The following is a 21,608-nucleotide window of genomic DNA, read 5'->3' as shown; positions in this document are numbered from 1 at the left end:
CTCACCCCATCACCTCGACGAAGCTGCGCGCGGCGAGCGGCAGGCGCGGCGGCCCGCCGGTCAGGTGCAGGGCCGTGATCGCATCGGAGATCTGCATCAGGGCGACGGATGCCTCGCCGAGGAATCCGTCGAGCGCCGGCCTGCCCTCGCCCTGGGCGACGACGAGCTCGCGGGCGTCGAGGGCCTCCACCGCCCCGCGCAGCTCATCGACGAGGCGCTCGGGCCGCGTCGAGCCGGTCGAGAGCGGCAGCCTCTCGAGGTGGAAGCGCAGCCGGGTGAGCGCGAACAGCAGCGAGCGCGGGTTGTCGGGGGCGGCGAGCAGCAGCTCGAGCACGCCCTGGGTGCGGGCGCGGCCGCGGTAGCGGCGGCGATAGGTGACCGCGCTCTCGGCGGCGGTGAGCACGGCCTCGAGCACGGGCCGGTCGAGTTCGCGCGCGCTCGCCGGCGCGAGTGCGGCCGAGAGCAGCGCGCACAGCTGCAGCGCGCGCTCGAGGTAGCGGCCCGCCTCGATCATGTGCCAGGCCGAGTCGCGCATCATGCTCGCGGTGACGCCCTGGAACGCGAGGATGCCGGTGAGCAGCTGCTCCGTGGTCTCGGCGATCTGCCGGCTGCGGCGCTCATCACGCAGGGCGCGCAGCGCGCGCTCCGACGAGCCGAACAGCCGCCAGGTGTCGCCGGAGAGCTGGTCGCGCACACCCTCGAGCGCCTCGCGCATGCGGCCGAGCGAGTGCGCCGCGCTGCCGGGGCGCTCGTCGTCGAGCAGGACGGATCTGAGCTCGTCCTCCGGGTTGTCCTGCCACCGGCCCGCGAGGCGCTGCAGCGCGCTCATCAGCTCGGCGGCGCCGACGCCCGCGAAGGCCGGGGCGAGCGGGCTCGGCGGGGTGAGCCGCACGTGCGCTTCGAGCACGATGCGCAGCAGGTCCTCGGTGCGCTCGGCGTAGCGGCCGGCCCAGAACATGTCGTCGAGCGCGCGCGGCGCGGGCAGGGGCACGGATGCCACGGCGGGAAGCGGCGCGGCGGCGGCGAGGCCCTGGTCGGCGTCCTCCGCGTCGGCCTTGAGCACCCAGACGTCCTTGCTGATGAGATTCGCGGCCGCCCGGCCGGACACCGTCGCGATGCCGCCGAAGAGCGGGCGGTAGGCCGAGTGGTAGTCGACCGTGAAGGTGCGCAGCACGAGCGGCTGCGGGGTGGCCTCGCCGCCCGCGCTCCAGACGGGGCCCTGCGACAGCGGCAGGCGCTCGATCGCGACGTGCCCGCGCGGGTCCGCGGCGAGCAGCGCCGCCTTCTGGCGGGGCGTGCTGCCCGCGCCCGCGCGCGAGCCGTCAAGGCGGCGCAGGTCGAGGGACTCGTCGCCGTCGCTGAGGCGGGCGAGCAGGCCGTCGAGGGCGGCCGCGTCGCCGCCCCACCAGGCCGGTGCGGACGGCAGGCGCAGCTGCTCGCCGAGCAGCGCCTCGCACACCGCCGGCATGAAGGCGTGCAGCGCGGGGTTCTCGAGCACACCGGAGCCGAGGCCGTTCACGAGCCGCACGCTGCCGCGGCGCACCGCTTCGACGAGGCCCGCGACGCCCAGCTGCGAGTCGCCGCGCAGCTCGAGCGGATCGCACCAGTCGGGGTCGACGCGGCGCAGGATCACATCGACGCGCTCGCGCGGCGCGGTGCGCGGCCAGCCGGCCGGCTTGACCCACACCGCGCCGTCGCGCACCACGAGATCGTCGCCCTGCACGAGCGGGAAGCCGAGGAGATTGGCGAGGGATGCCTGGTCGTACGCGGTCTCCGAGAGCGTTCCCGGCGAGAGCACGACGACGAGCGGCTCGCGGGCGTCCTCGGGCGCGGCATTCAGCAGCGTCTCGCGCAGCGCCGTGTAGTACGGCTCGAGCCGGTGCAGCTCGGCCTCGCGGTAGAGCTCGGGCAGCACGCGCGAGATGACACGGCGGTTCTCGACCGCATAGCCGAGGCCGGAGGGCGCCTGCACGCGGTCGCCGACGACGCGCCACTCGCCCTGCGCGTCGCGGCCGAGGTCGGTGCCCACGATCATGAGCGGGCGCGGGGCCGCGGGCGCCGCGGCGCCGGGCGGCAGCGCGGCGGCACGGGTGAAACCGCCGTGCCCGAAGACGGCGGCCGGGGGGATGAGACCCGCGGCAAGCATCCGTCGCTCTCCGTACAGGTCGACCAGAAGCGCATTCAGCAGCTCGGCGCGCTGGGCGAGGCCGACCTCGAGCTTCGCCCACGACGCCGCGTCGATCACGAGCGGCACGGGGTCGAGCCGCCAGGGGCGCGGGCGGGTGCCCTCGCTCGCATACAGCACGCCGTCGTCGGCGATGAAGCGCGCGATCTCGTCCTCGACGCGGTCGAGCGCGTCCGGCGTCAGCCGGGCGGCGGCGTCGGCGAGGCGCTTCCACGGCGTGCGCAGCGATCCGTCGGGGTCGATCACCTCGTCGAACCGTGTCGCGCGGTCGACCCCGCCTGCGAAGGGCAGGGTCGGCTGCGTGAGCGCCGCGGCGTAGTCGCGCAGAATGCTCACAGGGCGGGCGCCCGCCGCAGGTCGAGGGTGTGCGGGTAGTCCTCGCTCGCCGCGCGGCGGCCGGCCTCGCGCAGCCGCGCCACGTCGATGCGGCCGCTCGTGTGCCCGCGCGGCTCGAAGCGGCTCGCGCGCCGCGCCTCGGCCTCGTTCGCGTTGATCGGCGGGTGCTCGTAGTTGCGGCCGCCCGGGTGCACGACGTGGTAGCTCGCACCGCCGAGGGATGCCGCCCCGTCCACGTCGATGACGTCGAAGGTCAGCGGCGCGTGCACCGCGATCGACGGATGCAGCGCGGACCAGGGCTGCCAGGCGCGGTAACGCACTCCCGCATAGTACTCACCGGGGCGGCCGGTGCTCGTGAGCGGCACGGCCACGCCGTTACAGGCGACCAGGTGGCGCGCCGGGTCGAGGCCGCGCACGCGCACCTGCATGCGCTCGAGAGAGGAGTCGACGTAGCGCGCGGTGCCGCCGCTCGTCGCCTCCTCGCCGAGCACGTGCCACGGCTCGATCGCCTGACGCAGCTCGAGCTCGATGTCGGCACCGTTGTTGCCGTCGCTGCCGTCGCTGCCGTCGCTGCTGTCGCTGCTGTCGCCGCGCCCCGCCGGCACCCGCGTCACCCCGACGCGCGGGAAGCGGAACTCGACGAAGGGGTCGAGCCAGTCGCCGCGGAAGTCGATGCCCGCTGCGCGCAGGTCGGCGACGACCTCGGCAATGTCGTTCGCGGCGCCCTGCGGCAGCAGGAAGTCCTCGTGCAGCCGCGTGCCCCAGCGCACGAGCGGCTGCTCGTACGGCTTCTCCCAGAACATCGCCACCAGACTGCGCACGAGCAGCGCCTGCACGAGCGCGAGCTCGGGGTGCGGCGGCATCTCGAAGCCGCGCAGCTCGAGCAGGCCGAGCCGCCCGCGGCTCGAGTCGGGGCTGTACAGCTTGTCGATGCAGAACTCGGCGCGGTGCGTGTTGCCGGTGAGGTCGGTGAGCAGGTGCCGCAGCGCGCGATCGACGAGCCACGGCCGGGTCTCCTCGCCGATCGCCGCCGCCTGCGCCTGCAGCCGCCGCACCTCGGCGATCGCGATCTCCATCTCATAGACCGCCTCTGGCCGCCCCTCGTCGAAGCGCGGCGCCTGGCTGGTCGGGCCGATGAAGCGGCCGGAGAAGAGATAGGAGAGCGAGGGATGCCGCTGCCAGTAGGCGACGAGACTGACGAGCAGATCGGGCCGGCGCAGCAGGGGCGAGTCGATCGGGGTCGGGCCGCCGAGGGTGATGTGGTTGCCGCCGCCCGTGCCCGTGTGCAGCCCGTCGAGGTCGAATTTCTCGGTCGACAGCCGCGCCTGCCGCGCCTGCTCGTAGAGCTCGAAGGTGAGTGCGCGCTGCTCTGCCCAGCTCTGGGTCGGCTGCACGTTCACCTCGATGACGCCCGGGTCGGGAGTCACGACGAGCTGGGTGAGCCGCGCGTCCGGCGGCGGGCCGTAGCCCTCGAGCACCACTTTCACCTGGAGATCGGATGCCGCGTGCTCGACCACCCGCAGGAGAGCGGCGTACGCCTCGAGCGTCGAGGTCGGCGGCAGGAAGACGTGCACGTGCCCGTCGCGCGCCTCGAAGGCGACCGCCGTCGTCGCGGCGCCCGCCGGGTCGGCGAGGCGCACCTTGGGCACGGTCACATCGAGCGGCTCGCCCGCCTCGAGGTACGAGGGCTCGCCGGGGTACTCGGGGTCGTGCCATGAGATGGCGTCCAGCGGCAGGCGCAGCCCGGCGGGGCTCGTGCCGGGGGAGAGCACGAGGCGGCCGCGGCGGAACCGCCAGCGCGGGCTCGTCCAGTCGCCGTCAGTGATGATCGGCAGCACCCATGCCGTCGGCGTCTCGGTGAGCAGGTCGAGCGCCGCGATCTCGGCGGGTGTGCGCGGGTCGTCCGGCTTCGGCTTGGGGCCTGAGGGCAGTCGGCGCTCGGCGGCCAGCACCGCGAGCGGGTCCTCGAAGGCGGCGAGCAGCTGGGTGGTGGGCAGGCCGAGGAGCTCGGTGACGCGCTCGCCGAGGCGGGCGGCATCGGCCGAGGCATCCGTCGTCTCCCGGCGAGCTGGCCCCCACGGATCCGCGAGCAGCGCCGGGTCGCCCCACAGCGGCTCGCCGTCCGTGCGCCACTGCAGCGCGATGTTCCAGCGGGGCAGCGGCTCGCCCGGGTACCACTTGCCCTGGCCGCGGTGCACGACTCCGCCCTGCGCGTAGACGCGCCGCAGCCGCTCGGCGAGGTCGTTCGCGAGCGCGCGCTTGTGCGGGCCGTCGGCGTCGGTGTTCCACTCGGGGCTCGTCGCGTCGTCGAGCGCGACGAAGGTCGGCTCGCCGCCCATCGTGAGGCGCACGTCGCCGCGGGCGAGCCGCTCGTCGACGGCCTCGCCGAGCGCGTCGATGCCCTGCCACTGCTGCGCCGGGTACGGCTTCGTCGTGCGCGGGTCCTCGTGGATGCGCCGCACCTCGTTGTGGAACGCGAAGGTCACCTCGACCGGGTCGGTGGCGCCCTCGATCGGCGCGGCGCTCGAGGGGTGCGGCGTCGCCGAGAGCGGGATGTGCCCTTCGCCCGCGAACAGCGCACTCGTCGGGTCGAGGCCGACCCAGCCCGCGCCCGGGATGAACACCTCGGCCCAGGCGTGCAGATCGGTGAAGTCCTGCGCGGGGCCGCTCGGGCCGTCGAGGGATTCCTGGTCGGCGGCGAGCTGCACGAGGTAGCCCGAGACGAAGCGCGCGGCCAGGCCGTACTTGCGCAAGAGGCTCACGAGCAGCCATGCGCTGTCGCGGCACGAGCCGATGCCCCGCGCGAGCGTCTCGTCGGGCGTCTGCACGCCGGGCTCCATGCGGATGTCGTAGGCGACGTCGCGGTACACCGCGGCGTTCAGCTCGGCGAGGAACTGCACGGTCGGCGTGCCGCCCTCGGTCAGCGGGGGAAGCGCGGCCTTCCAGGCATCCGTCTGCTCGCTGTTCTCGACGGGGCGCAGATAGGGGGCGAGATCGGATGCCAGGGCGGGCTCGTACTGGAACGGGAAGCGCTCCGCGTACTCCTCGATGAAGAAGTCGAGCGGGTTGATCACCATGAGGTCGGCGACGAGCCCCACGGTGATCTCGAGGTGGTCGACCTTCTCGGGGAAGACAAGGCGGGCGAGCCAGTTGCCGAAGGGGTCCTGCTGCCAGTTGATGAAGTGGTTCGCGGGGCTGACCTCGAGCGAGTAGGCCTCGATGGGGGTGCGGCTGTGCGGCGCGGGCCGCAGCCGCACGATGTGCGGGGCCACGTTCACGGGCTTCGCGAATTCGTAGCTCGTGTAGTGCTCGAGCGCGACCTTGATCGACATGCGCACAGTCTTCCTGCGCCGTGTTGCGGGGTGATTACGAGTTCGGGTGCACGATCAGCCAGACCGCGACCGCGGTGTCGTCGTGCGGGTTGGCGATCAGGTGCGGGGTGCGGCTGGGGTAGGTGATCGAGTCGCCCGCGCTGAGCTCGACCAGCTCGTCGGCGAAGGTGATCGTGAGGGTGCCCTGCGTGACGTTGCCGACCTCGTAGCCCTCGTGGGCGTGCAGCACCGCCGTCTCGTCGCCGGTGCTGTGCGGCGGGTAGGTCGACTCGAAGAAATCGACGCCCTGCATGTGCGCGGGGGAGAGTCGACGGTAGACGACGCCTGTGCCGAGTTCGACGGGCTCGGACTTCGACGCGGCGCGCGTGACGACGACTCGGTCGTGCGGAGCATGGGCGACGGATGCCACGGGCCGGTCCTCGAACACCTCGGCGAGTGGCACGTCGAGCGCCGCGACGATCGCCAGCAGCCGGTTCACCGACGGCTGCATCGCCCCCCGCTCGATCTGGGACAGCGCGCTCGCCGAGATGTCGAGCTCGGCGGCCAGCGCGCGCAGCGACCGCCCCGACTGCTCGCGCAGCTCGCGCAGCCGTGCGCCGAGGCGCTCGGGGCTCGCGGAATCGGGGCTGTCCACACGCTCACCATAACCGGCGCACTCACCCGAAACCGGGGCGCAAAGTGTGAAGTCATCGCTTTACACACCTTTTACACAAGCGAAACGGGGCGACGGCGGCGCCGCCGTAGCTTTTCGGCATCCGTTCATGTGAAGTGATCGCTTCACATCACGATCCCCGCCCTGCTCCAGCTCTCCCGAAAGGCACATCGCCATGTCAGAGTCCGTAGCTCCACCCACCAAGCCGCACGATCTGGTCGAAGCGGCCGGCCTGCCCGAGGGCGCCGGTGTCGTCAAGCCCGAGTACGACCCGCGCCTCGCCAACGAGGACCTCGCCCCGCTGAAGAAGCAGAACTGGTCCTGGTACAACATCTTCGCGTTCTGGATGTCCGACGTGCACTCCGTCGGCGGCTACGTCACCGCGGGCAGCTTCTTCGCCCTCGGCCTCGCCGCCTGGCAGGTGCTGCTCGCCCTCGTCATCGGCATCGTCATCGTGTTCTTCCTCGCGAACCTGATCGCGAAGCCCAGCCAGAAGGCGGGGGTGCCCTACCCCGTCATCGCCCGCTCGGTGTTCGGCGTGCTGGGCGCGAATGTGCCGGCCATCATCCGCGGCCTCATCGCGGTGGCCTGGTACGGCATCCAGACCTATCTCGCCTCTGCCTCGCTGATCATCGTCGCGCTCAAGCTGTGGCCAGACCTCGCGCCGCTCGCCGATGTGCATCAGCATGGCTTCGCGGGCCTCTCGACGCTCGGCTGGATCACCTTCGGCATCCTCTGGGTCGCCCAGGCCGCGGTGTTCTGGACCGGCATGGGCACGATCCGCCGCTTCATCGACTTCGCCGGCCCCGCCGTCTACGTCGTGATGCTCGCCCTCGCCATCTACCTGCTCTCGCGGGCAGGCGGCTTCGGCAACATCAACTGGAACCTGGCGCCGCACCTGCACCTCTCCGGCGGCAAGGAGTTCGCGGTGTTCGTCAGCGCGATCGCCCTCACGGTGTCCTACTTCTCGGGCCCGCTGCTGAACTTCGGCGACTTCTCGCGCTACGGCAAGACGTTCCGGGCGGTGCGCGTCGGCAACTTCTGGGGCCTGCCGGTGAACTTCCTGCTCTTCTCGGTCATCACGGTCGTCACGACCGCGGCGACGCTGCCGGTATTCGGCAAGCTCATCACCGACCCGGTCGAGACGGTCGGCAGCATCGACTCGACCTTCGCGATCATCCTGGCGGCGCTCACCTTCACGGTCGCGACCATCGGCATCAACATCGTCGCGAACTTCGTGTCGCCGGCGTTCGACTTCTCGAACGTCTCGCCGAAGCGCATCAGCTGGCGCATGGGCGGCATGATCGCCGCCGTCGGATCGGTGCTGATCACCCCGTGGAACCTCTACAACAGCCCGTCGACGATCAACTACACGCTGAACACACTGGGTGCGGTCATCGGCCCGCTGTTCGGCGTGCTGCTCGCGGACTTCTACCTGATCCACAAGCAGAGGGTCTTCACCGACGACCTGTTCACGATGAGCCCGTGGGGCAAGTACTTCTACAAGAAGGGCTGGAACCCGAACGCCGTCATCGCGACCGCCATCGGCGCCGCGGTCGGCCTGCCGATCGTGCTCATCCCCGCGCTCGGCTCGGTGCTCGGCGACTACTCGTGGTTCATCGGCTGCGCGGTCGGCCTGGTCTGCTACTGGGGGCTCGAGAAGCTGTTCCCCGTGGTCGCGCCGACCCTCGAGGATGGGCCGAAGTCGGCCGAGATCCCCGTGGTCGCAGACCTCGTCGCCGAGTAGCGCCCGCCGTGCACGTCCGCGCGATCAACCCCAACACCACCGAGTCCATGACCGCCGCCATCGGGCGGGCCGCGCGCGCCGCGGCCTCCGCTGGGACGACGGTGACGGCGGTGGGCCCGGTGATGGGGCCCGCCTCGATCGAGAGCCACTACGACGAGGCGCTCGCCGTGCCCGGTCTCCTCACCGAGATCGGGCGCGGCGAGGCGGACGGAGTCGACGGCTACGTGCTCGCGTGCTTCGGCGACCCCGGCCTCGACGCCGCCCGCGAGCTGGCGTCGGGGCCGGTCGTCGGCATCGCCGAGGCGGCGATGCACGTGGCCACTCTGCTCGGCCGCCACTTCAGCATTGTCACGACGCTGCCGCGCACGATCGGGCGCGCAGAGGAGCTGGCGGAGCGCTATGGATTCCGCACGGCATGTGCCGGCATCCACGCCGTCGACATCCCGGTGCTCGAGCTCGATCTGCCGGGGTCCGACGCCCGCCGCGAGACGACGGCCGAGTGCCGGCGCGCGCTCGCCGCGGACGGCAGCGACGTCATCGTGCTCGGCTGCGCGGGGATGGCGGATTTCTGTGCGGAGGTCTCCGCAGAGCTCGGCGTCCCCGTCATCGACGGGGTCGCTGCCGCGACCCGGCTCGTCGAGTCGCTCGTCGCGCTGGGGCTCTCGACGAGTCGCCGCGGCGAGTACGCGAAGCCGCCCGTCAAGCCGTACGCGGGCGCCCTCGCCGACTTCGGCCTCGGCACGGGCGTGCGGTGAGCCGCGGTGCCGCGAAGACGGAGTCGACGTCGCCACGACCGCCTGATGACCGCAATAACCCCGTACTCGGCGGCGGTTCGCGAGATGATCAGAACGTGGAATCCGCTCGCCCTCCCTTCGACCCCTCGATCTGGCGCGTCGTCGGCCCGCACGTCCTGCACGGCACGGGAACCGGCCCGCTCGCCGGCCGGACCGTCGCCGTCAAGGACCTGATCGAGGTCGAGGGCTTCCCGGTCGGGGCGGGCGTGCCCGCTTATCTCGCCGAGCAGCAGCCGGCCGCGGCATCCGCCCCCGCCGTCACCGCGCTGCTCGACGCCGGTGCCGACGTCGCCGGCATCGCCCAGACCGACGAGTTCGCCTACTCGATCGCCGGCCGGAACGCGCACTACGGCACCGCCCCCAACGCCGCGGTGCCCGGCGCGCTGCCGGGCGGCTCGTCGAGCGGGCCCGCCGCCGCGGTCGCGCTCGGCCAGGCCGACATCGGGCTCGGCACCGACACGGGCGGGTCCATCCGCGTGCCGGCGTCGTACCAGGGCATCTGGGGCCTGCGCACGACGCATGGCGCGGTGCCCGTCGACGGCGTGCTGCCGCTCGCCCCCTCCTACGACACCGTCGGCTGGCTGACCCGTGACGCCGAGACGCTCGCGGCCGTCGCCCGGGTCGGTCTTGCGAACGCCCCGCAGCACGCGGGCGACATCCGCTTCGCCCTGCTCGACACACACTCCGCCGGGCTGCCGCACGAGCTCGACAAGCGCTTCCGCCACACCGTCGACGCGATGATCGCCGCCGGGTTCGAGGTCGCGGAGGCCGTCGACCCCGGCGACTTGGCCGAACTCGCCGAGCTCTACCGCATCACCCAGGCGCGCGAGGCGTGGCTGAGCCACGGGGAGTGGATCCGCAGCCACCCTGGCGCGCTGGGGGCCGACATCCAGGCGCGCTTCGACGCGGCATCCCTCGTTACCGCGGCGGAGGCCGCCGACGCGCGCGACGCCGTCGCCGCCTTCCGCGCCCGACTCGATGAGCAGGCGGAGGGACGAGTGCTGCTGCTGCCGGCCGCCGCCTCCGCGGCGCCGCGCGCCGACGCCCCGACGACCGACGTCGAGGCCGTGCGCGCCGCGACCATGCGCCTCACCTGCGTCGCCGGACTCACCGGCCGCCCCGCTCTCTCCGCCCCCCTGATGCAGCTCGACGGCGGACCCGTCGGCCTGTCGCTGATCGGGGCGAGGAACACCGATGTCGCGCTCGTCGAGCTCGCGGCATCCGTCGCCGACGCACTCAACGGAAAGGCCGCCGCGTGACCGCAGAACCTGTGCACCCTCCCCACCGCCTGCTGATGGGCCCCGGGCCCATCACCGCCGACCCGCGCGTGCTGCGCGCGATGTCGGCCGCGCTGGTCGGCCAGTACGACCCCGTGATGACGGAGTACATGGCCGAGACACAGGAGCTCTACCGCGAGGTCTTCCGCACCCGCAACGCGGCGACGCTGCTCGTCGACGGCACCTCGCGCGCCGGCATCGAGGCGGCGCTCGTCTCGCTCGTCTCGCCCGGCGACCGGGTGCTGGTGCCGATCTTCGGCCGCTTCGGATTCCTGCTGCAGGAGATCGCCGAGCGGTGCGGCGCCGAGGTGCACACGATCGAGCGGGAGTGGGGCACCGTCTTCCCCCCTGAGGAGGTCATCGCCGCCCTCGACGAGGTGCGGCCGACGCTGCTCGCGCTCGTGCACGGCGACACCTCGACGACGCTCGCGCAGCCGCTCGCCGAGATCGGCGCGGCCTGCCGCGAGCGCGGCGTGCTGTTCTACACGGACGTCACGGCCTCGCTCGGCGGCAACGAGTTCGAGACGGATGCCTGGGGCGTCGACGCCGCGACGGCAGGGCTGCAGAAGTGCCTGGCCGGCCCCTCTGGGTCGTCGCCGATCACACTCTCCGACCGGGCGCTGGCGGTCATCGAGGCGCGCAAGAGCATCGAGGCGGGCATCCGCGACGCCGACTCGCAAGTGGTCGCCCATCCGATCCGCTCGAACTATTTCGACCTCGGCCAGATCCTCGACTACTGGGGTCCGAAGCGCCTCAACCACCACACCGAGGCGACCTCGATGCTGTACGCCGCGCGCGAGTGCGCCCGACTGCTCGTCGACGAGACGATGGAGGCGGCGGTCGCGCGGCACGCCCTGCACGGCGGGGCGATGGCGGCGGGACTCTCGGGCCTTGGCCTCGAGCTGTTCGGCGACCAGGCTCATCGCATGAACAACGTGATCGGCGTCGTGATCCCCGAGGGGGTCGAGGGCGAGGCGGTACGCGGGGCGCTGCTCGCGGACTATGCGATCGAGATCGGCACGTCGTTCGGACCACTGCACGGCCGCATCTGGCGCATCGGCGTCATGGGCTACAACGCACGCCGTGACACCGTGCTCACGACCCTCGCCGCGCTCGAGCAGGTGCTGCGGCGGGCGGGGGCCGCGGTGCCAGCGGGCGGAGGCGTCGATGGGGCGCTGGAGTACTACGGGAGTGTTCTGTGAGCGTCGACATCGCCGAGCGCATCATGGCGCGCGCCGACGAGCTGGGCGCGATCAGCGAGGTGGCGGAGAACCTGACCCGCACGCACCTGAGCGAGGCGCACCGGCGCGCCGCGAAGCTCGTCGCCGGCTGGTTGCGCGAGGCAGGACTCGCGGTGTGGACGGATGCCGCGGGCAATGTCTGCGGGCGGTTGGAGGGCGCCTCGCCCGATCTTCCGGCCGTGGTGCTCGGCTCGCACATCGACACCGTGCCTGATGCCGGGAAGTACGACGGTCCGCTCGGCGTGCTGCTCGCGATCGAGGTGGCGCGGTCGTTCGCCGACGAGGCCGGTGCGCTGCCCTTCGCCCTCGAGGTCGTCGCCTTCAGCGACGAGGAGGGCACCCGCTTCGGCAACGCCCTCTCGGGATCGCGTGCTTTCGCCGGCGCGTGGGACGAGGCGTGGTGGGAGTACGCGGACCGCGACGGGACGACCCTGCGCGAGGCATCCGTCGCCTTCGGCCTCGACCCCCGCAACATCGGTGACGCCGCGCGCCGGCCGCGTGATCTCGTCGCCTATCTCGAGGCGCACATCGAGCAGGGCCCGTATCTCGAGAGGGCAGGCCTGCCGCTCGGCGTCGTCTCGTCGATCGCCTCGGCACGGCGCTTCGCACTCGAGATCACCGGGCACGCGGGGCACGCGGGCGGCACTCCCTACGAGCTGCGCCGCGACGCGCTGGTCGGCGCGGCCGAGCTCGTCGTCGAGATCGAGCGGATCGGCCAGGACCTCGACGTGATCGCGACGGTGGGGAAGCTGCAGGCGTACCCGGGCGGGGTGAACGTGATCCCGGGGAAGGTCGAGCTCACCCTCGACCTGCGTGCGGAGCTCGACGACGACCGCGATGACGCGTGGGCGCGGATCCAGGAGGCGGCGGAGGAGATCGCGGCGATCCGCGATCTGGAGTGGTCGGCGACCGAGTTCTACCGTGCGGACGGCGTCGCCTGCGCGGACGAGCTGATGGAGGCGGTCGAGACCGGCATCCGTGCCGCGGGCATCGATGACCCGCTCACGCTGTGGTCGCGCGCCGGCCACGACGCGATGGCCGTGGCGGACGTCGCGCCGATCGGCATGCTGTTCGTGCGCAACGGCCGGAACGGGGTGAGCCACAGTCCGGACGAGATCGTCGCGGTCGGGGACGTCGCGCTCGCGTTCGACGCGTTCCTGGCGGCCGTGCGGGCGCTCGCGGAGAGCCGGGGTTAGGGCGTCGGTGAGTCTCGGCGTTGTTCCGCACGGAACAGCTCGACGTGGTCCGCGACCCAGTCGCGGAAGGTCCGCGGCTGCCTGCCGGTGATTCGCGTGTACGCGTCCGAGATGGCCGGCGCGGTGCCGACCGCTTCTCGCCAGTCCTTGATGATCTGACGGACCCACACCTCGGGAAGGTGCCGGGAGAGCATCGCGGCGCTCTGCTCCTCTGTCTGATCGAGGACCGCGATGGGCCGGCCGACGACGTCGCCGATGATGCCGACCTGCTGCCGCAGGGTGAGTCGCTCCGGGCCGGTCAGAACGGGGGACTGGCCCATCATGGCGTCGCCGGTCAAGGCGGCCACGGCGACGTCGGCGATGTCCTGCTCGTGAATGGGGACCTGCACCGCCTCCGGGTGCGGCAGCGGCACGACGCCGTCGCTCGTGATGCTCCAGCTCCACCGCGCCGCATTGCTGGCGAAGCCGCCGGGGCGCAGGAAGGTGTACTGCAGGCCGGATTCCTCGACGGCGCGCTCTACCCGGATGAACCGCGACCCGTTGAAGTCGTCCTGCGCGCCGGGGAACGTCACCGCCGATGATGACAGCAGCACTACGTGCCGCACTCCGGCCGCCCGCACGACAGTGAGCAGTCCGACCGGATCATCGAGATCCGCGTAGAGGAACAGCCGCTCGACGCCTCCGAGGGCCGCAGCGAACGAGGCGGGGTCGTTCAGGTCTGCGGCGAAGGTGCGCACCTCGCGGGGGAGGGACAGCCGCTCAGGCATCCTGCTCGTCGCCCGCACATGCGCTCCACGCTCCAGAAGCCCCTCGACCACCGCGCCGCCGACCGCGCCGCTTGCTCCGACTACAAGAACCGTCATCATCCGTCTCCATTCACACGAACATCGTTCGCGAACATTGTTCGTTACAAACGATGATCGTGTCAAGTGATAGCGTCTTCGCATGGCAGTGCGAGACGAGCCGGTGTCGCGACGGGAACGACCGGCGAAACCGGCGTTGTCGCGCCGCTCGATCCTCGACGCGGCGCTGACCCTGATCCGCGAGCGCGGGGTCGAATCGGTGTCCCTACGCCACGTCGCGGAGCGGGTGCAGACCGGGCCGGCTTCGCTGTATGCGTACTTCGCCAGTCGAGATGTCCTGCTCGAGCATGTGCTCGATGATGTCTACGGCACCGTCGAGCTCGTCGACGCCGGCGCCGGCGATCGCGGCTGGCGGGATGCCCTCGCGGGGACGATCGTCAACACGATCGATGCGCTCGGGCGCTACCCCGGCTTGGGCGCCGTCGCGCTCGGCATGATCCCGACCCTGCCCGGCGCGCTTCGGCTCGCCGATCACGAGCTCGGCCTCATGAGCCTCGGCGGCATCCCGGAGGCACAGGCCGGCCTTGCCATCGACCTGATCGCACAGTTCGTCGCGGCCACGGCGACGGAACGCACCGTGCGCGGGGCGCCGCTGGGCGCGCCGGAGCGCGACGCGATCCGCGATGCCTTCCGCAGCGCGGACCCTGAGCGATTCCCGCACCTCGTCCGATCCGTCGACGCGCTCACCCGGCCGACCGAGCAGGAGCGCAGGGACTTCGCGATCCAGGTCATCATCGCGGGCATCGCGGGCGCAGGTGGCAGCGTTTGGGCGGCCGGGCCCGCATCCGCGCGCGCCTGAATCTGGTGCGCGCGGGCGCGACTGCGATCACGCGCTGATGGCGGCGATCCCCGCGAGCACGACCGCGGCGCCGACGAGTCGTCGCGCGAGCAGCCCTTCGTGGAACAGCCACCAGGCCAAGAACGACCCGAGCACGATCGATGACTCCCGCAGCGGTGCGACCACGGCGACCGGCGCCGAGCGCATCGCGAAGAGGACGAGCACGTATGCGACGGGCGAGAGCACCGCGATGGCCGGTATCAGCGGCGCGTTCTGCCGCACCGACTCCATCACGGGCGCGGCGCCGCGCCGGAGGGCCTGAGGCGCGAGCAGCAGGGTCTCGACGACGAGCGTCCCGGAGAAGTACGTGAGCGGGTCGACCCGCAGGTTCGTCATAGCGTGGGCGTCCCAGAGCGTGTATGCGGCGATCATGACCCCCGTGGCAGTGCCCCACAGCACGCCGCGCAGCCTGCCGCGCGTGCTCGTGCGGAAGGGGTTGCCCGTGACCACGACCACGCCGGCGATGACGAGGGCGGCGCCGAGGGTCTCCGTGCGCGAGATCGCTTGGCCGAGGAAGAGCACGGCGCACAGCGTCGTCAGCACCGGCCCGGTGCCGCGGGCGATGGGGTACACGACTCCGAGGGGCGAGTGGTCATAGCCGATCTGGAGCGTGAGCGAGTAGGCGACGTGCAGCACCCCGGACACGGCGACGGCGAGAACGAGGGTGTACCCGACATCGGGTGGATGCCTGACAGCCGACCACACGGCCACCGTGGCGAGGCACAGAACGGCGGACAGGGCGGTGTATGCCCAGACGAACCGGACGGTGTCCCCGCGCTTGCCCTTGGACACGGTGTTCCAGACGGCGTGCGCCACCGCGGCCACCAGGACGATCGCGATCGTTCCCGGCGGCATCAGTCGATGTCAGGCAGGTCGATGCCGGCGTACTCGGCCCTGTTGCGGCGCTCGGGGTCTGCGAGAGCGAGCGCGGCGGCGAGGGCGTCGACGACGGTCAGCTGGGCGAGCCGGCTACCCGCGGCGGCCATCTGGGTGGTCAGCGGCGCGCCACCCACGACGAGCGCGATGTCGGCGAGCGACGCGAGCGGCGTGCCGTATTGATTCGTGATCGCGATCAGGGTGGCGCCGGCGCCTGAGGCGGCGTCGGCGATGGCCAGCGTCGACGTTGTGCGCCCCGTCGAGCTCACCGCGATCAGCACGTCCCCGTCGTCGAGCAGCCGCGCGGCGATCAGCGCGGACTCGTGGTCTTGGATTCCGGCGGTGCGCGCACCGAGCGCTCGGAGCCGGAACACCGCATCGGCGGCGACCGTCGCGGAGGGGCCCGCCCCGAAGGCGAGCACCTGCCCCGCGTCTCGCACGGCGTGCACGGCGCCCCCCAGCGCCTCCGGACGAAGCGCGCCCGGAAGGGCGGTCAGTGCGTCCTGGCCGGCGCCGACTGACGCGGCGATGATCTCCGCAAGCGATGCGTCGGCGGCGAGGCTGTGCGGCGGCGCGAAGAAGTCGGCCGCACCCCGTGCGCGTGCGATCTGCAGCTTGAGCTCCGCAAAACCGTCGTATCCCACCGCGCGGGCCGCGCGCACCACGCTCGGCGGTGACACCCCGGCGCGGGAGGCGACCTGCGCGGTCGTGCTCGAGCCGACGAACAGCGGGTCGGTGAGGACGAGGTCGATCACCCGCGCCTCGCTCGGCGCGAGGCTGCCGCTGCGCGCGTGCAGGTCGCCGAGCCAGCGGCGAAGCGATTCTTCGCGTTCGGAACCTGAGTTACGCGAGCTGTCATCCATTCGTAACAGAGTAACCTTTAATTCGTGACGGATCGAGATCTTCCCCGTGTCGCTCTGATCGGGCCGGGCGCAATCGGCACGACCGTGGCGGCAGCGCTGCACCAGCGTGGTGCGACGCCGCTGCTCGCCGGGCGCACGCCCCGCACCGAACTCCGCCTCGACACGAGCGAGGGGCCGGTGGTCGTCCCGGGGCCCGTGCGAACGCAGCCGGAGGACATCCGCTCACCGGTCGATCTGGTCTTCCTCGCGGTCAAGGCCACGCAGACCGCAGCCACCGCCGCGTGGCTGCGCGCCCTGTGCGGGCCCGAGACCGTGGTGTGCGTGCTGCAGAACGGGATCGAGCAAGAGGATGCCGTCGCACCGCTCGTACCAGGACGCCCGGTGGTGCCGGCCGTCGTCTGGTTTCCCGCCGTGCGCGGCGCAGACGACACGGTGCGGCTGCTCGCCGAGGCGCGACTGACCCTGCCCGATGTGCCGACCGCTGCAGGCATCCGTGATCTGCTTCACGGCACACGATGTGCTGTCGACGTGACGGCCGACTTCCGGACGATCGCCTGGCGCAAGCTCCTGCAGAACGCGGTCGCCGGCCTCATGGCTCTGACCGGCCGGCGGTCAGGAATGTTCCGGCGCGACGACGTCGGCGGCCTCGCGCGGGTCTATCTCGAGGAGGGTCTGGCGGTTGCACGAGCAGACGGCGCGAACCTCGATGACACCGTGATCCAGCAGGTGCTCGACGGATTCCGTCAGGTGCCGGCCGATCGAGGCACCTCGATCCTCGCCGATCGCGAAGCCGGCCATCCCCTCGAGTGGAGCGCCCGGAACGGTGTCATCCAGCGGAAAGGCCGTGCACTCGGCGTGCCCACTCCGGTCAGCGACGTCGTCGTGCCGCTTCTCGCCGCGGCCAGCGACGGGCCGGGGTAGGGGAGGGCTGACCGGCACTCGGCTATCGCACGTCGACGTCGCGACCCGACCACAGGTCGCCCGACTCGATCTCGCGCACGCCGTGCGCGAGCAGGTACTCGCGGCCGCCGGTGTCGCCGTGCAGGGTGCCGATGAAGTCAGCCCAGTGCTGCCGGCCCACGATGACCGGGTGCCCGGGGCGGCCGGCGAACACGGCCTGCCTCAGGCTTGTGATTTTCACGCCGCTGAGCAGGCGTTTGACGACCGCGACGGGCAGGTCGGGCAGGTCGACGAGCGTGATCGCGGCGCTCGAGACAGAGGGAGGGGCGGATGCCTCGAGATGGCGCATCGCGGCGCGCAGCGACGTGCCCATGCCGTCCGTCCAGTGCGTCTCGACGACGATGTTCACCCGCGGATCGCGGGGCACGAGCTCGCGCGCCTCGGCGGCGGAAGCGCCGAGCACGACGGTCACCTGCGAACAGCCGCCATCGAGCAGCTTCTCGGTTGCAAGCTGCACCCATGGCGTCCCGTCGGCGGCGCGTGCGAGAGCCTTCGGAACCCCGTACCGCGTGCCCGCACCCGCGGCGAGCACGACACCGGCGGAGGGGAAGGTGATGGCCATAGATAAGGTTATAGCGGCATCACGAGGAGGTCGCTCATGGCCGGAAACCCGATCACCGCCGACGAGCTGCGTCCCCATCTCGCAGACGCGCTGGGCGTCGCGCGATGGGTCGACGAGATGATCGCGGGCGCGCCGTACGGCGACGTCGACGCGCTGGTCGAGCATGCGCGCGCGGTCGCGACGCCGCTCACCGAGGCGGAGCTGGACGAGGCGCTCGCGCAGCACCCGCGGATCGGGGAGCAGGGCGATCGGATGTCGCAGTCCGAGCAGGCCGCGCCGGACGCCGACGATGCCGAGCTCGCGGTGCGCATCGCCGAGGGCAATCGCGAGTACGAGGAGAAGTTCGGCCGGGTGTTCTTGATCAGGGCGGCCGGCCGCACCCGTGCCGAGATCCTGATCGAGCTGCGGCGCCGGCTGGCGCTGGATGCCGAGACCGAGCTCGCGACGGCGATCGAGCAGCTGCGCCAGATCATGGAGCTGCGGCTGCGGACGTTCTTCAGCGATGTCGCGCTGCCCGCGTCATCCGATCGCTCCCAGATCACCACGCATGTGCTCGATACGGCGCGCGGTCGCCCGGCACCGCGCGTGCCCGTGCGGCTCGACGCGTTCTCAGAAGGGGAATGGCACGAGCTCGGCCGCGGGATCACCGACGAGGACGGCCGCATCGCGCAGCTCGGGCCGGCGCAGGTGCCGGCCGGCCGCTATCGCGTCGTGTTCGACACGGCGGCGTACTTCGCCACGCAGGACCTGATCTCGTTCTTCCCGGAGGTCGCCGTCGACTTCGAGGTGTGGTCGGTCGACGAGCACTTCCACATCCCGCTTCTGCTGAGCCCGTTCTCGTACTCGACGTACCGCGGCAGCTGAGTCACGCGCCGCGGCGCTGATCGGCAGCGCGCTCGATATCGGGCTTCAGCCCGGCCGCGAGGGCGTACACCCGGTCGTCGAGGCGCTGGATGTCGGCCTTGAGCTCTGCCTTCAGCGCGGCGCTCTCTGACGCGAAGCGCTTGTCGAGATGGTCGATGTCGGCCTTGATCTCCGTACGCAGAGCGCGGAACTCGGAGCGCGACGCGGTGTACAGCCCGGTGCCGACGGCGATGAAGCCGGCAATGCAGACCCAGGTATCGAGGGATAAGGCGATCACCCGCCGCCCGCGGCGCCGGGACCGGGCACCGGGAGATCGGGCTGTGGATGGCCCACGTTCAACGTCGTTCAATGGAAACCGCCCACGTGTCATTCGTCGTCTTCCGACGGTTTGTCGAATGGGGTGTTGTCGGCGTAGGCGTCCCAGTCTTGTGCCCAGGGGTCGGGTGGGGGTGGCGCGGGCATGATGAGGTCGGGTCGGGTTTGGTACCGCCTGCCGGATGGGCTTCTCCAGTCGAGGATGCCGTCGGCGTATTGCCGTAGCGTCCACCCGGTTTCGTGTTTGACGTAGTGGTGGTTCTCGCACAGCCCGGAGAGGTTCTCGCGGCTGGTGGTGCCGCCTTTCGCGTAGTCGATCGTGTGGTCGAGATCATCCGGCGGTCTCGGGCAGCCTGGGGCGCGGCAGTGCTCGTCGCGGATGCGGATCATGCGTTTCAGCTCGGCGGGCACCCGGTAGGTGGTGCGGTCGAAGTCGAGGATCGCACTCGTGATCGGATCCGTGAGGATGCGGCGCAGGCTGGGGGCACGGGTGATCAGCTGCCGTGCGGCGACCGGGTCGATCATGCCGATCCCGGGGATCCTCCCCGGTGCGGCATCGTCTCCGGCGGCGGTCGCGGCCGGCACGAGGACCTCGATGCTGATCGGCGCCTTGTCGACCAGCTTCTGCCGCCGCAGGCGCGGACGCGCCGCGGCGGGCCCGGCACCATCGCTGCCGGAGGCGGCCTGCCCGGCGTCGTCGCTCCCGGCGTCGCCCGCGGGGGCCTCGTCGGCTCGCGCCGCGTGCTCGCCGTCGCCGTCGCAGGTGACGACTTCTCCGTCCATGAGGAGCTCGACGAGGAAGTCGGCCTCCAACTGGCCCCGCGTACGCGAATCGCCGTCCTGGCGGGCCTCCCGGGCCGCGTTCGCCAGGCCCGTGCGGATCACGGCCGCATCCGCGGCGTCAAGGTACGCGCTCAGCGTGGCCATGCCGTCCCGGGCGCCGTCCACACTCACATTGCGCCGCTCGTACGCGCGCCGGTGCCGGTCATGCAGCCTCTGTGTGTCGTTCGCGTCGAGGACCTCGCGGGCCTTCTTCGCGAACAGGCCCGGCGAGAGCCTTCGCGCGTACGGCAGCAGCGCCTCCTGCGCCTCCCCCGCAGCAAGGACGTCCAAATCGGCGACCTCGCGCGCGATCGTGAGGGCGTGCCCGAAGGAGATCTCCCCGCACGACAGGGCCAGCAAAGCGACCTGGCACTTCTGCGTCAGGACCCACGCCTCCGCGAGCTGCCTTTGCGCGGCATCCGTGCCCGTATTCGATGCCGCGGCGAGCTCCAGCGCGAGTGAGCGCTGGTGCGCGTTCAACCGCCGATCCAGAGACAGGGTGGGGTCGATCTCGACGTCGAGCTCGGCCTGCATCACCGCCTCCTCCCCGAGACGCCCCAAAAGCTGCACCCGCTCGGCCTGCAGGCCCGCGATTGCGGCGTCGATCTGCCGCACCCGCTCCAGCACCCGCGGCCGGCCCGCCGCCGCCAGCTCACCCGCCGACAGCCCGAACCCCGGGGAAGAGTCTTCCCCGGTATCGAACTGATCTGCGATGCTCACGAAACCCACGCTACCCACCACCACTGACATTCACGATGGAATGTTCGACGCTGTGGAAAACTCGAACGTTGCTGCCCGCTGGAACCCTCAGCGGGCGATGTCGCGTCGACCGGTCGAGGACTGAAAGCGGATGAGATATCCATCTGGGTCGGTGACGAGGAACTGCTCGACGCCGGCTTCATGATCGTCGATGCGATACCACTTCGTCTCCGGCTCCATGAAGAGATCGACGCCTGCAGCACGCAAGGCATCAGTGATCGGCGTGCAGGCAGGCACACTGACTTGGAAGTTGACGCCGCGTCCCAGCGGAGGTTCGAGAGGCCCGGTGATCCAATTCCGCCCGAGGCCGGTCTGTTCGAGCATCACGTGCGCCGTACCGAGCGTGAGGTATGCGAATCTTTCCTCTCGCCGGGAGTACCGCACCGAGAACCCGCAGAGGTCCACCCAGAACGACAGGCTTCGCGTCAGATCGGAGACGAGCAGTTCGGGCACCAGCGCGGGTTCGAGATCAGCAGCCACGAGGTCATCGTGGCAGCAACACGGACGCGGATCCCTGCGTGTCGATAGAATTACCTCGTCGAAGCCTCCACCCAGTGGGTGGAGGTTTTTCAGTATGACCACTTCACAGCTCCCGCTTTCCGTCGTTGCCGCGCAGACGGCTCATCGACCGGTGCTCGAGCAGCTCTGGGCGATGTTCCGTCACGACATGTCGGCATTCAACCGATCGCTCCCCGATGCGCGCGGACGATTCCGGCAGGAGCGACTCGACACCGCGCTGCACGACCCTGATTGGGCTGCCTACCTGTTCCAACTCGGTCATTCGGCGGCCGGGCTGGCGATTGTCCGCGGCCTCGATGCCGACGAGCGAATCATCAGCAGTTTCTTCCTCGTTCACGGCGCTCGGCGTGCGGGGCACGGCCGAGCTGCCGCGCGGGCGATCACCCGTCTGCATCCTGGACGGTGGGCGGCCGCCTATCAGGATGTCAATGCCGCTGCCGCGCGATTCTGGGCCGCGGTGGCTTTCGAAGCTGACGAGCGCTGGACCCTTGAGCATCGCGCTGTGCCAGGACGCCCTGATCTACCGCCAGATGCCTGGGCGCGATTCACCGTCGAAGAAACGGCGAGCGGCCCAGACCCTTGACGCCGCACTTGTTTTTTGCAAGTA

Annotated in this window: 19 protein-coding genes; 9 read left to right on the top strand and 10 right to left on the bottom strand. The window is 71.3% G+C overall.

Annotated features, from left to right (window positions below):
- Position 1: 1 nt before the first annotated feature.
- The 3 genes from ABD708_RS12445 to ABD708_RS12435 are packed head-to-tail and all read right to left on the bottom strand — an operon-like array spanning position 2 to position 6,487.
- On the bottom strand, positions 2 to 2,521 hold the full coding sequence (locus tag ABD708_RS12445; protein WP_344754888.1) for a circularly permuted type 2 ATP-grasp protein: 2,520 nt from the start codon (positions 2,519 to 2,521) through the stop codon (positions 2 to 4).
- Entirely contained in the window at positions 2,518 to 5,853 is a 3,336-nt protein-coding gene (locus tag ABD708_RS12440) for a transglutaminase family protein (protein ID WP_344754886.1), read from the bottom strand. The genes ABD708_RS12445 and ABD708_RS12440 overlap by 4 nt, the downstream gene beginning before the upstream one ends.
- Positions 5,854 to 5,887: 34 nt before the next feature.
- The gene (locus ABD708_RS12435) at positions 5,888 to 6,487 is read right to left on the bottom strand and encodes a helix-turn-helix domain-containing protein (protein WP_344754884.1); all 600 of its coding nucleotides are present in this window, start codon (positions 6,485 to 6,487) and stop codon (positions 5,888 to 5,890) included.
- A 193-nt stretch (positions 6,488 to 6,680) separates the two neighbouring features.
- On the opposite strand from ABD708_RS12435, the gene ABD708_RS12430 reads away from it, so the two are divergent.
- The 5 genes from ABD708_RS12430 (at position 6,681) to ABD708_RS12410 (ending at position 12,760) form a co-directional block, all read left to right on the top strand.
- Positions 6,681 to 8,252 carry an NCS1 family nucleobase:cation symporter-1 gene (locus ABD708_RS12430; RefSeq protein WP_344754882.1) on the top strand — a complete coding sequence of 524 codons (1,572 nt, stop codon included), beginning with the start codon at positions 6,681 to 6,683 and terminating at the stop codon, positions 8,250 to 8,252.
- A gap of 8 nt (positions 8,253 to 8,260) precedes the next feature.
- Positions 8,261 to 9,007, top strand: a complete 747-nt coding sequence (locus tag ABD708_RS12425; protein ID WP_344754880.1) for an aspartate/glutamate racemase family protein — start codon at positions 8,261 to 8,263, stop codon at positions 9,005 to 9,007.
- Between the two features lie 95 nt (positions 9,008 to 9,102).
- Positions 9,103 to 10,305: an amidase family protein gene (locus ABD708_RS12420; protein WP_344754878.1), complete on the top strand. Its 1,203-nt coding sequence runs from the start codon at positions 9,103 to 9,105 to the stop codon at positions 10,303 to 10,305.
- Entirely contained in the window at positions 10,302 to 11,525 is a 1,224-nt protein-coding gene (locus tag ABD708_RS12415) for a pyridoxal-phosphate-dependent aminotransferase family protein (RefSeq protein ID WP_425553291.1), read from the top strand. The genes ABD708_RS12420 and ABD708_RS12415 overlap by 4 nt, the downstream gene beginning before the upstream one ends.
- Positions 11,522 to 12,760, top strand: a complete 1,239-nt coding sequence (locus ABD708_RS12410; protein WP_344754876.1) for an allantoate amidohydrolase — start codon at positions 11,522 to 11,524, stop codon at positions 12,758 to 12,760. The genes ABD708_RS12415 and ABD708_RS12410 overlap by 4 nt, the downstream gene beginning before the upstream one ends.
- On the opposite strand, the gene ABD708_RS12405 is transcribed toward ABD708_RS12410, so the two are convergent.
- Positions 12,757 to 13,623, bottom strand: coding sequence for an NAD(P)H-binding protein (locus ABD708_RS12405; RefSeq protein ID WP_344754874.1), 867 nt, complete (start codon positions 13,621 to 13,623; stop codon positions 12,757 to 12,759). The two genes, ABD708_RS12410 and ABD708_RS12405, sit on opposite strands and share 4 nt — an antisense overlap.
- A gap of 82 nt (positions 13,624 to 13,705) precedes the next feature.
- On the opposite strand from ABD708_RS12405, the gene ABD708_RS12400 reads away from it, so the two are divergent.
- The gene (locus ABD708_RS12400; RefSeq protein WP_344754872.1) at positions 13,706 to 14,422 is read left to right on the top strand and encodes a TetR/AcrR family transcriptional regulator; all 717 of its coding nucleotides are present in this window, start codon (positions 13,706 to 13,708) and stop codon (positions 14,420 to 14,422) included.
- A gap of 27 nt (positions 14,423 to 14,449) precedes the next feature.
- On the opposite strand, the gene ABD708_RS12395 is transcribed toward ABD708_RS12400, so the two are convergent.
- The gene (locus ABD708_RS12395) at positions 14,450 to 15,316 is read right to left on the bottom strand and encodes a DMT family transporter (protein WP_344754870.1); all 867 of its coding nucleotides are present in this window, start codon (positions 15,314 to 15,316) and stop codon (positions 14,450 to 14,452) included.
- Complete coding sequence (locus tag ABD708_RS12390; protein WP_344754868.1) at positions 15,316 to 16,200, bottom strand: MurR/RpiR family transcriptional regulator; 885 nt, start codon at positions 16,198 to 16,200, stop codon at positions 15,316 to 15,318. Before ABD708_RS12390 ends, ABD708_RS12395 begins: the two co-directional genes overlap by 1 nt.
- Positions 16,201 to 16,224: 24 nt before the next feature.
- Between ABD708_RS12390 and ABD708_RS12385 the strand changes: the two genes are divergently transcribed.
- Positions 16,225 to 17,121, top strand: coding sequence for an oxidoreductase (locus ABD708_RS12385; RefSeq protein WP_344754866.1), 897 nt, complete (start codon positions 16,225 to 16,227; stop codon positions 17,119 to 17,121).
- Positions 17,122 to 17,143: 22 nt separating this feature from the next.
- On the opposite strand, the gene ABD708_RS12380 is transcribed toward ABD708_RS12385, so the two are convergent.
- Entirely contained in the window at positions 17,144 to 17,722 is a 579-nt protein-coding gene (locus ABD708_RS12380) for a nucleotidyltransferase family protein (protein WP_344754864.1), read from the bottom strand.
- Between the two features lie 36 nt (positions 17,723 to 17,758).
- On the opposite strand from ABD708_RS12380, the gene uraH reads away from it, so the two are divergent.
- Positions 17,759 to 18,586: a hydroxyisourate hydrolase gene (gene uraH / locus ABD708_RS12375; RefSeq protein ID WP_344754862.1), complete on the top strand. Its 828-nt coding sequence runs from the start codon at positions 17,759 to 17,761 to the stop codon at positions 18,584 to 18,586.
- A gap of 1 nt (position 18,587) precedes the next feature.
- On the opposite strand, the gene ABD708_RS12370 is transcribed toward uraH, so the two are convergent.
- From ABD708_RS12370 to ABD708_RS12360, 3 genes are all read right to left on the bottom strand, one after another.
- Positions 18,588 to 18,863, bottom strand: coding sequence for a hypothetical protein (locus ABD708_RS12370; RefSeq protein WP_344754860.1), 276 nt, complete (start codon positions 18,861 to 18,863; stop codon positions 18,588 to 18,590).
- Between the two features lie 89 nt (positions 18,864 to 18,952).
- A complete protein-coding gene (locus tag ABD708_RS12365; RefSeq protein WP_344754858.1) occupies positions 18,953 to 20,473 on the bottom strand; it encodes an HNH endonuclease in 1,521 nt (506 codons plus the stop codon).
- A gap of 57 nt (positions 20,474 to 20,530) precedes the next feature.
- Positions 20,531 to 20,962: a bleomycin resistance protein gene (locus ABD708_RS12360; RefSeq protein ID WP_344754856.1), complete on the bottom strand. Its 432-nt coding sequence runs from the start codon at positions 20,960 to 20,962 to the stop codon at positions 20,531 to 20,533.
- A 94-nt stretch (positions 20,963 to 21,056) separates the two neighbouring features.
- On the opposite strand from ABD708_RS12360, the gene ABD708_RS12355 reads away from it, so the two are divergent.
- Positions 21,057 to 21,584, top strand: a complete 528-nt coding sequence (locus ABD708_RS12355) for a GNAT family N-acetyltransferase (RefSeq protein WP_344754854.1) — start codon at positions 21,057 to 21,059, stop codon at positions 21,582 to 21,584.
- Positions 21,585 to 21,608: the final 24 nt, after the last annotated feature.

Origin of the sequence: Gryllotalpicola koreensis, assembly GCF_039538185.1 — a bacterium.
GTDB classification, from domain to species: Bacteria; Actinomycetota; Actinomycetes; order Actinomycetales; family Microbacteriaceae; genus Gryllotalpicola; species Gryllotalpicola koreensis.
This window is presented reverse-complemented; position numbering and strand designations above follow the sequence as displayed.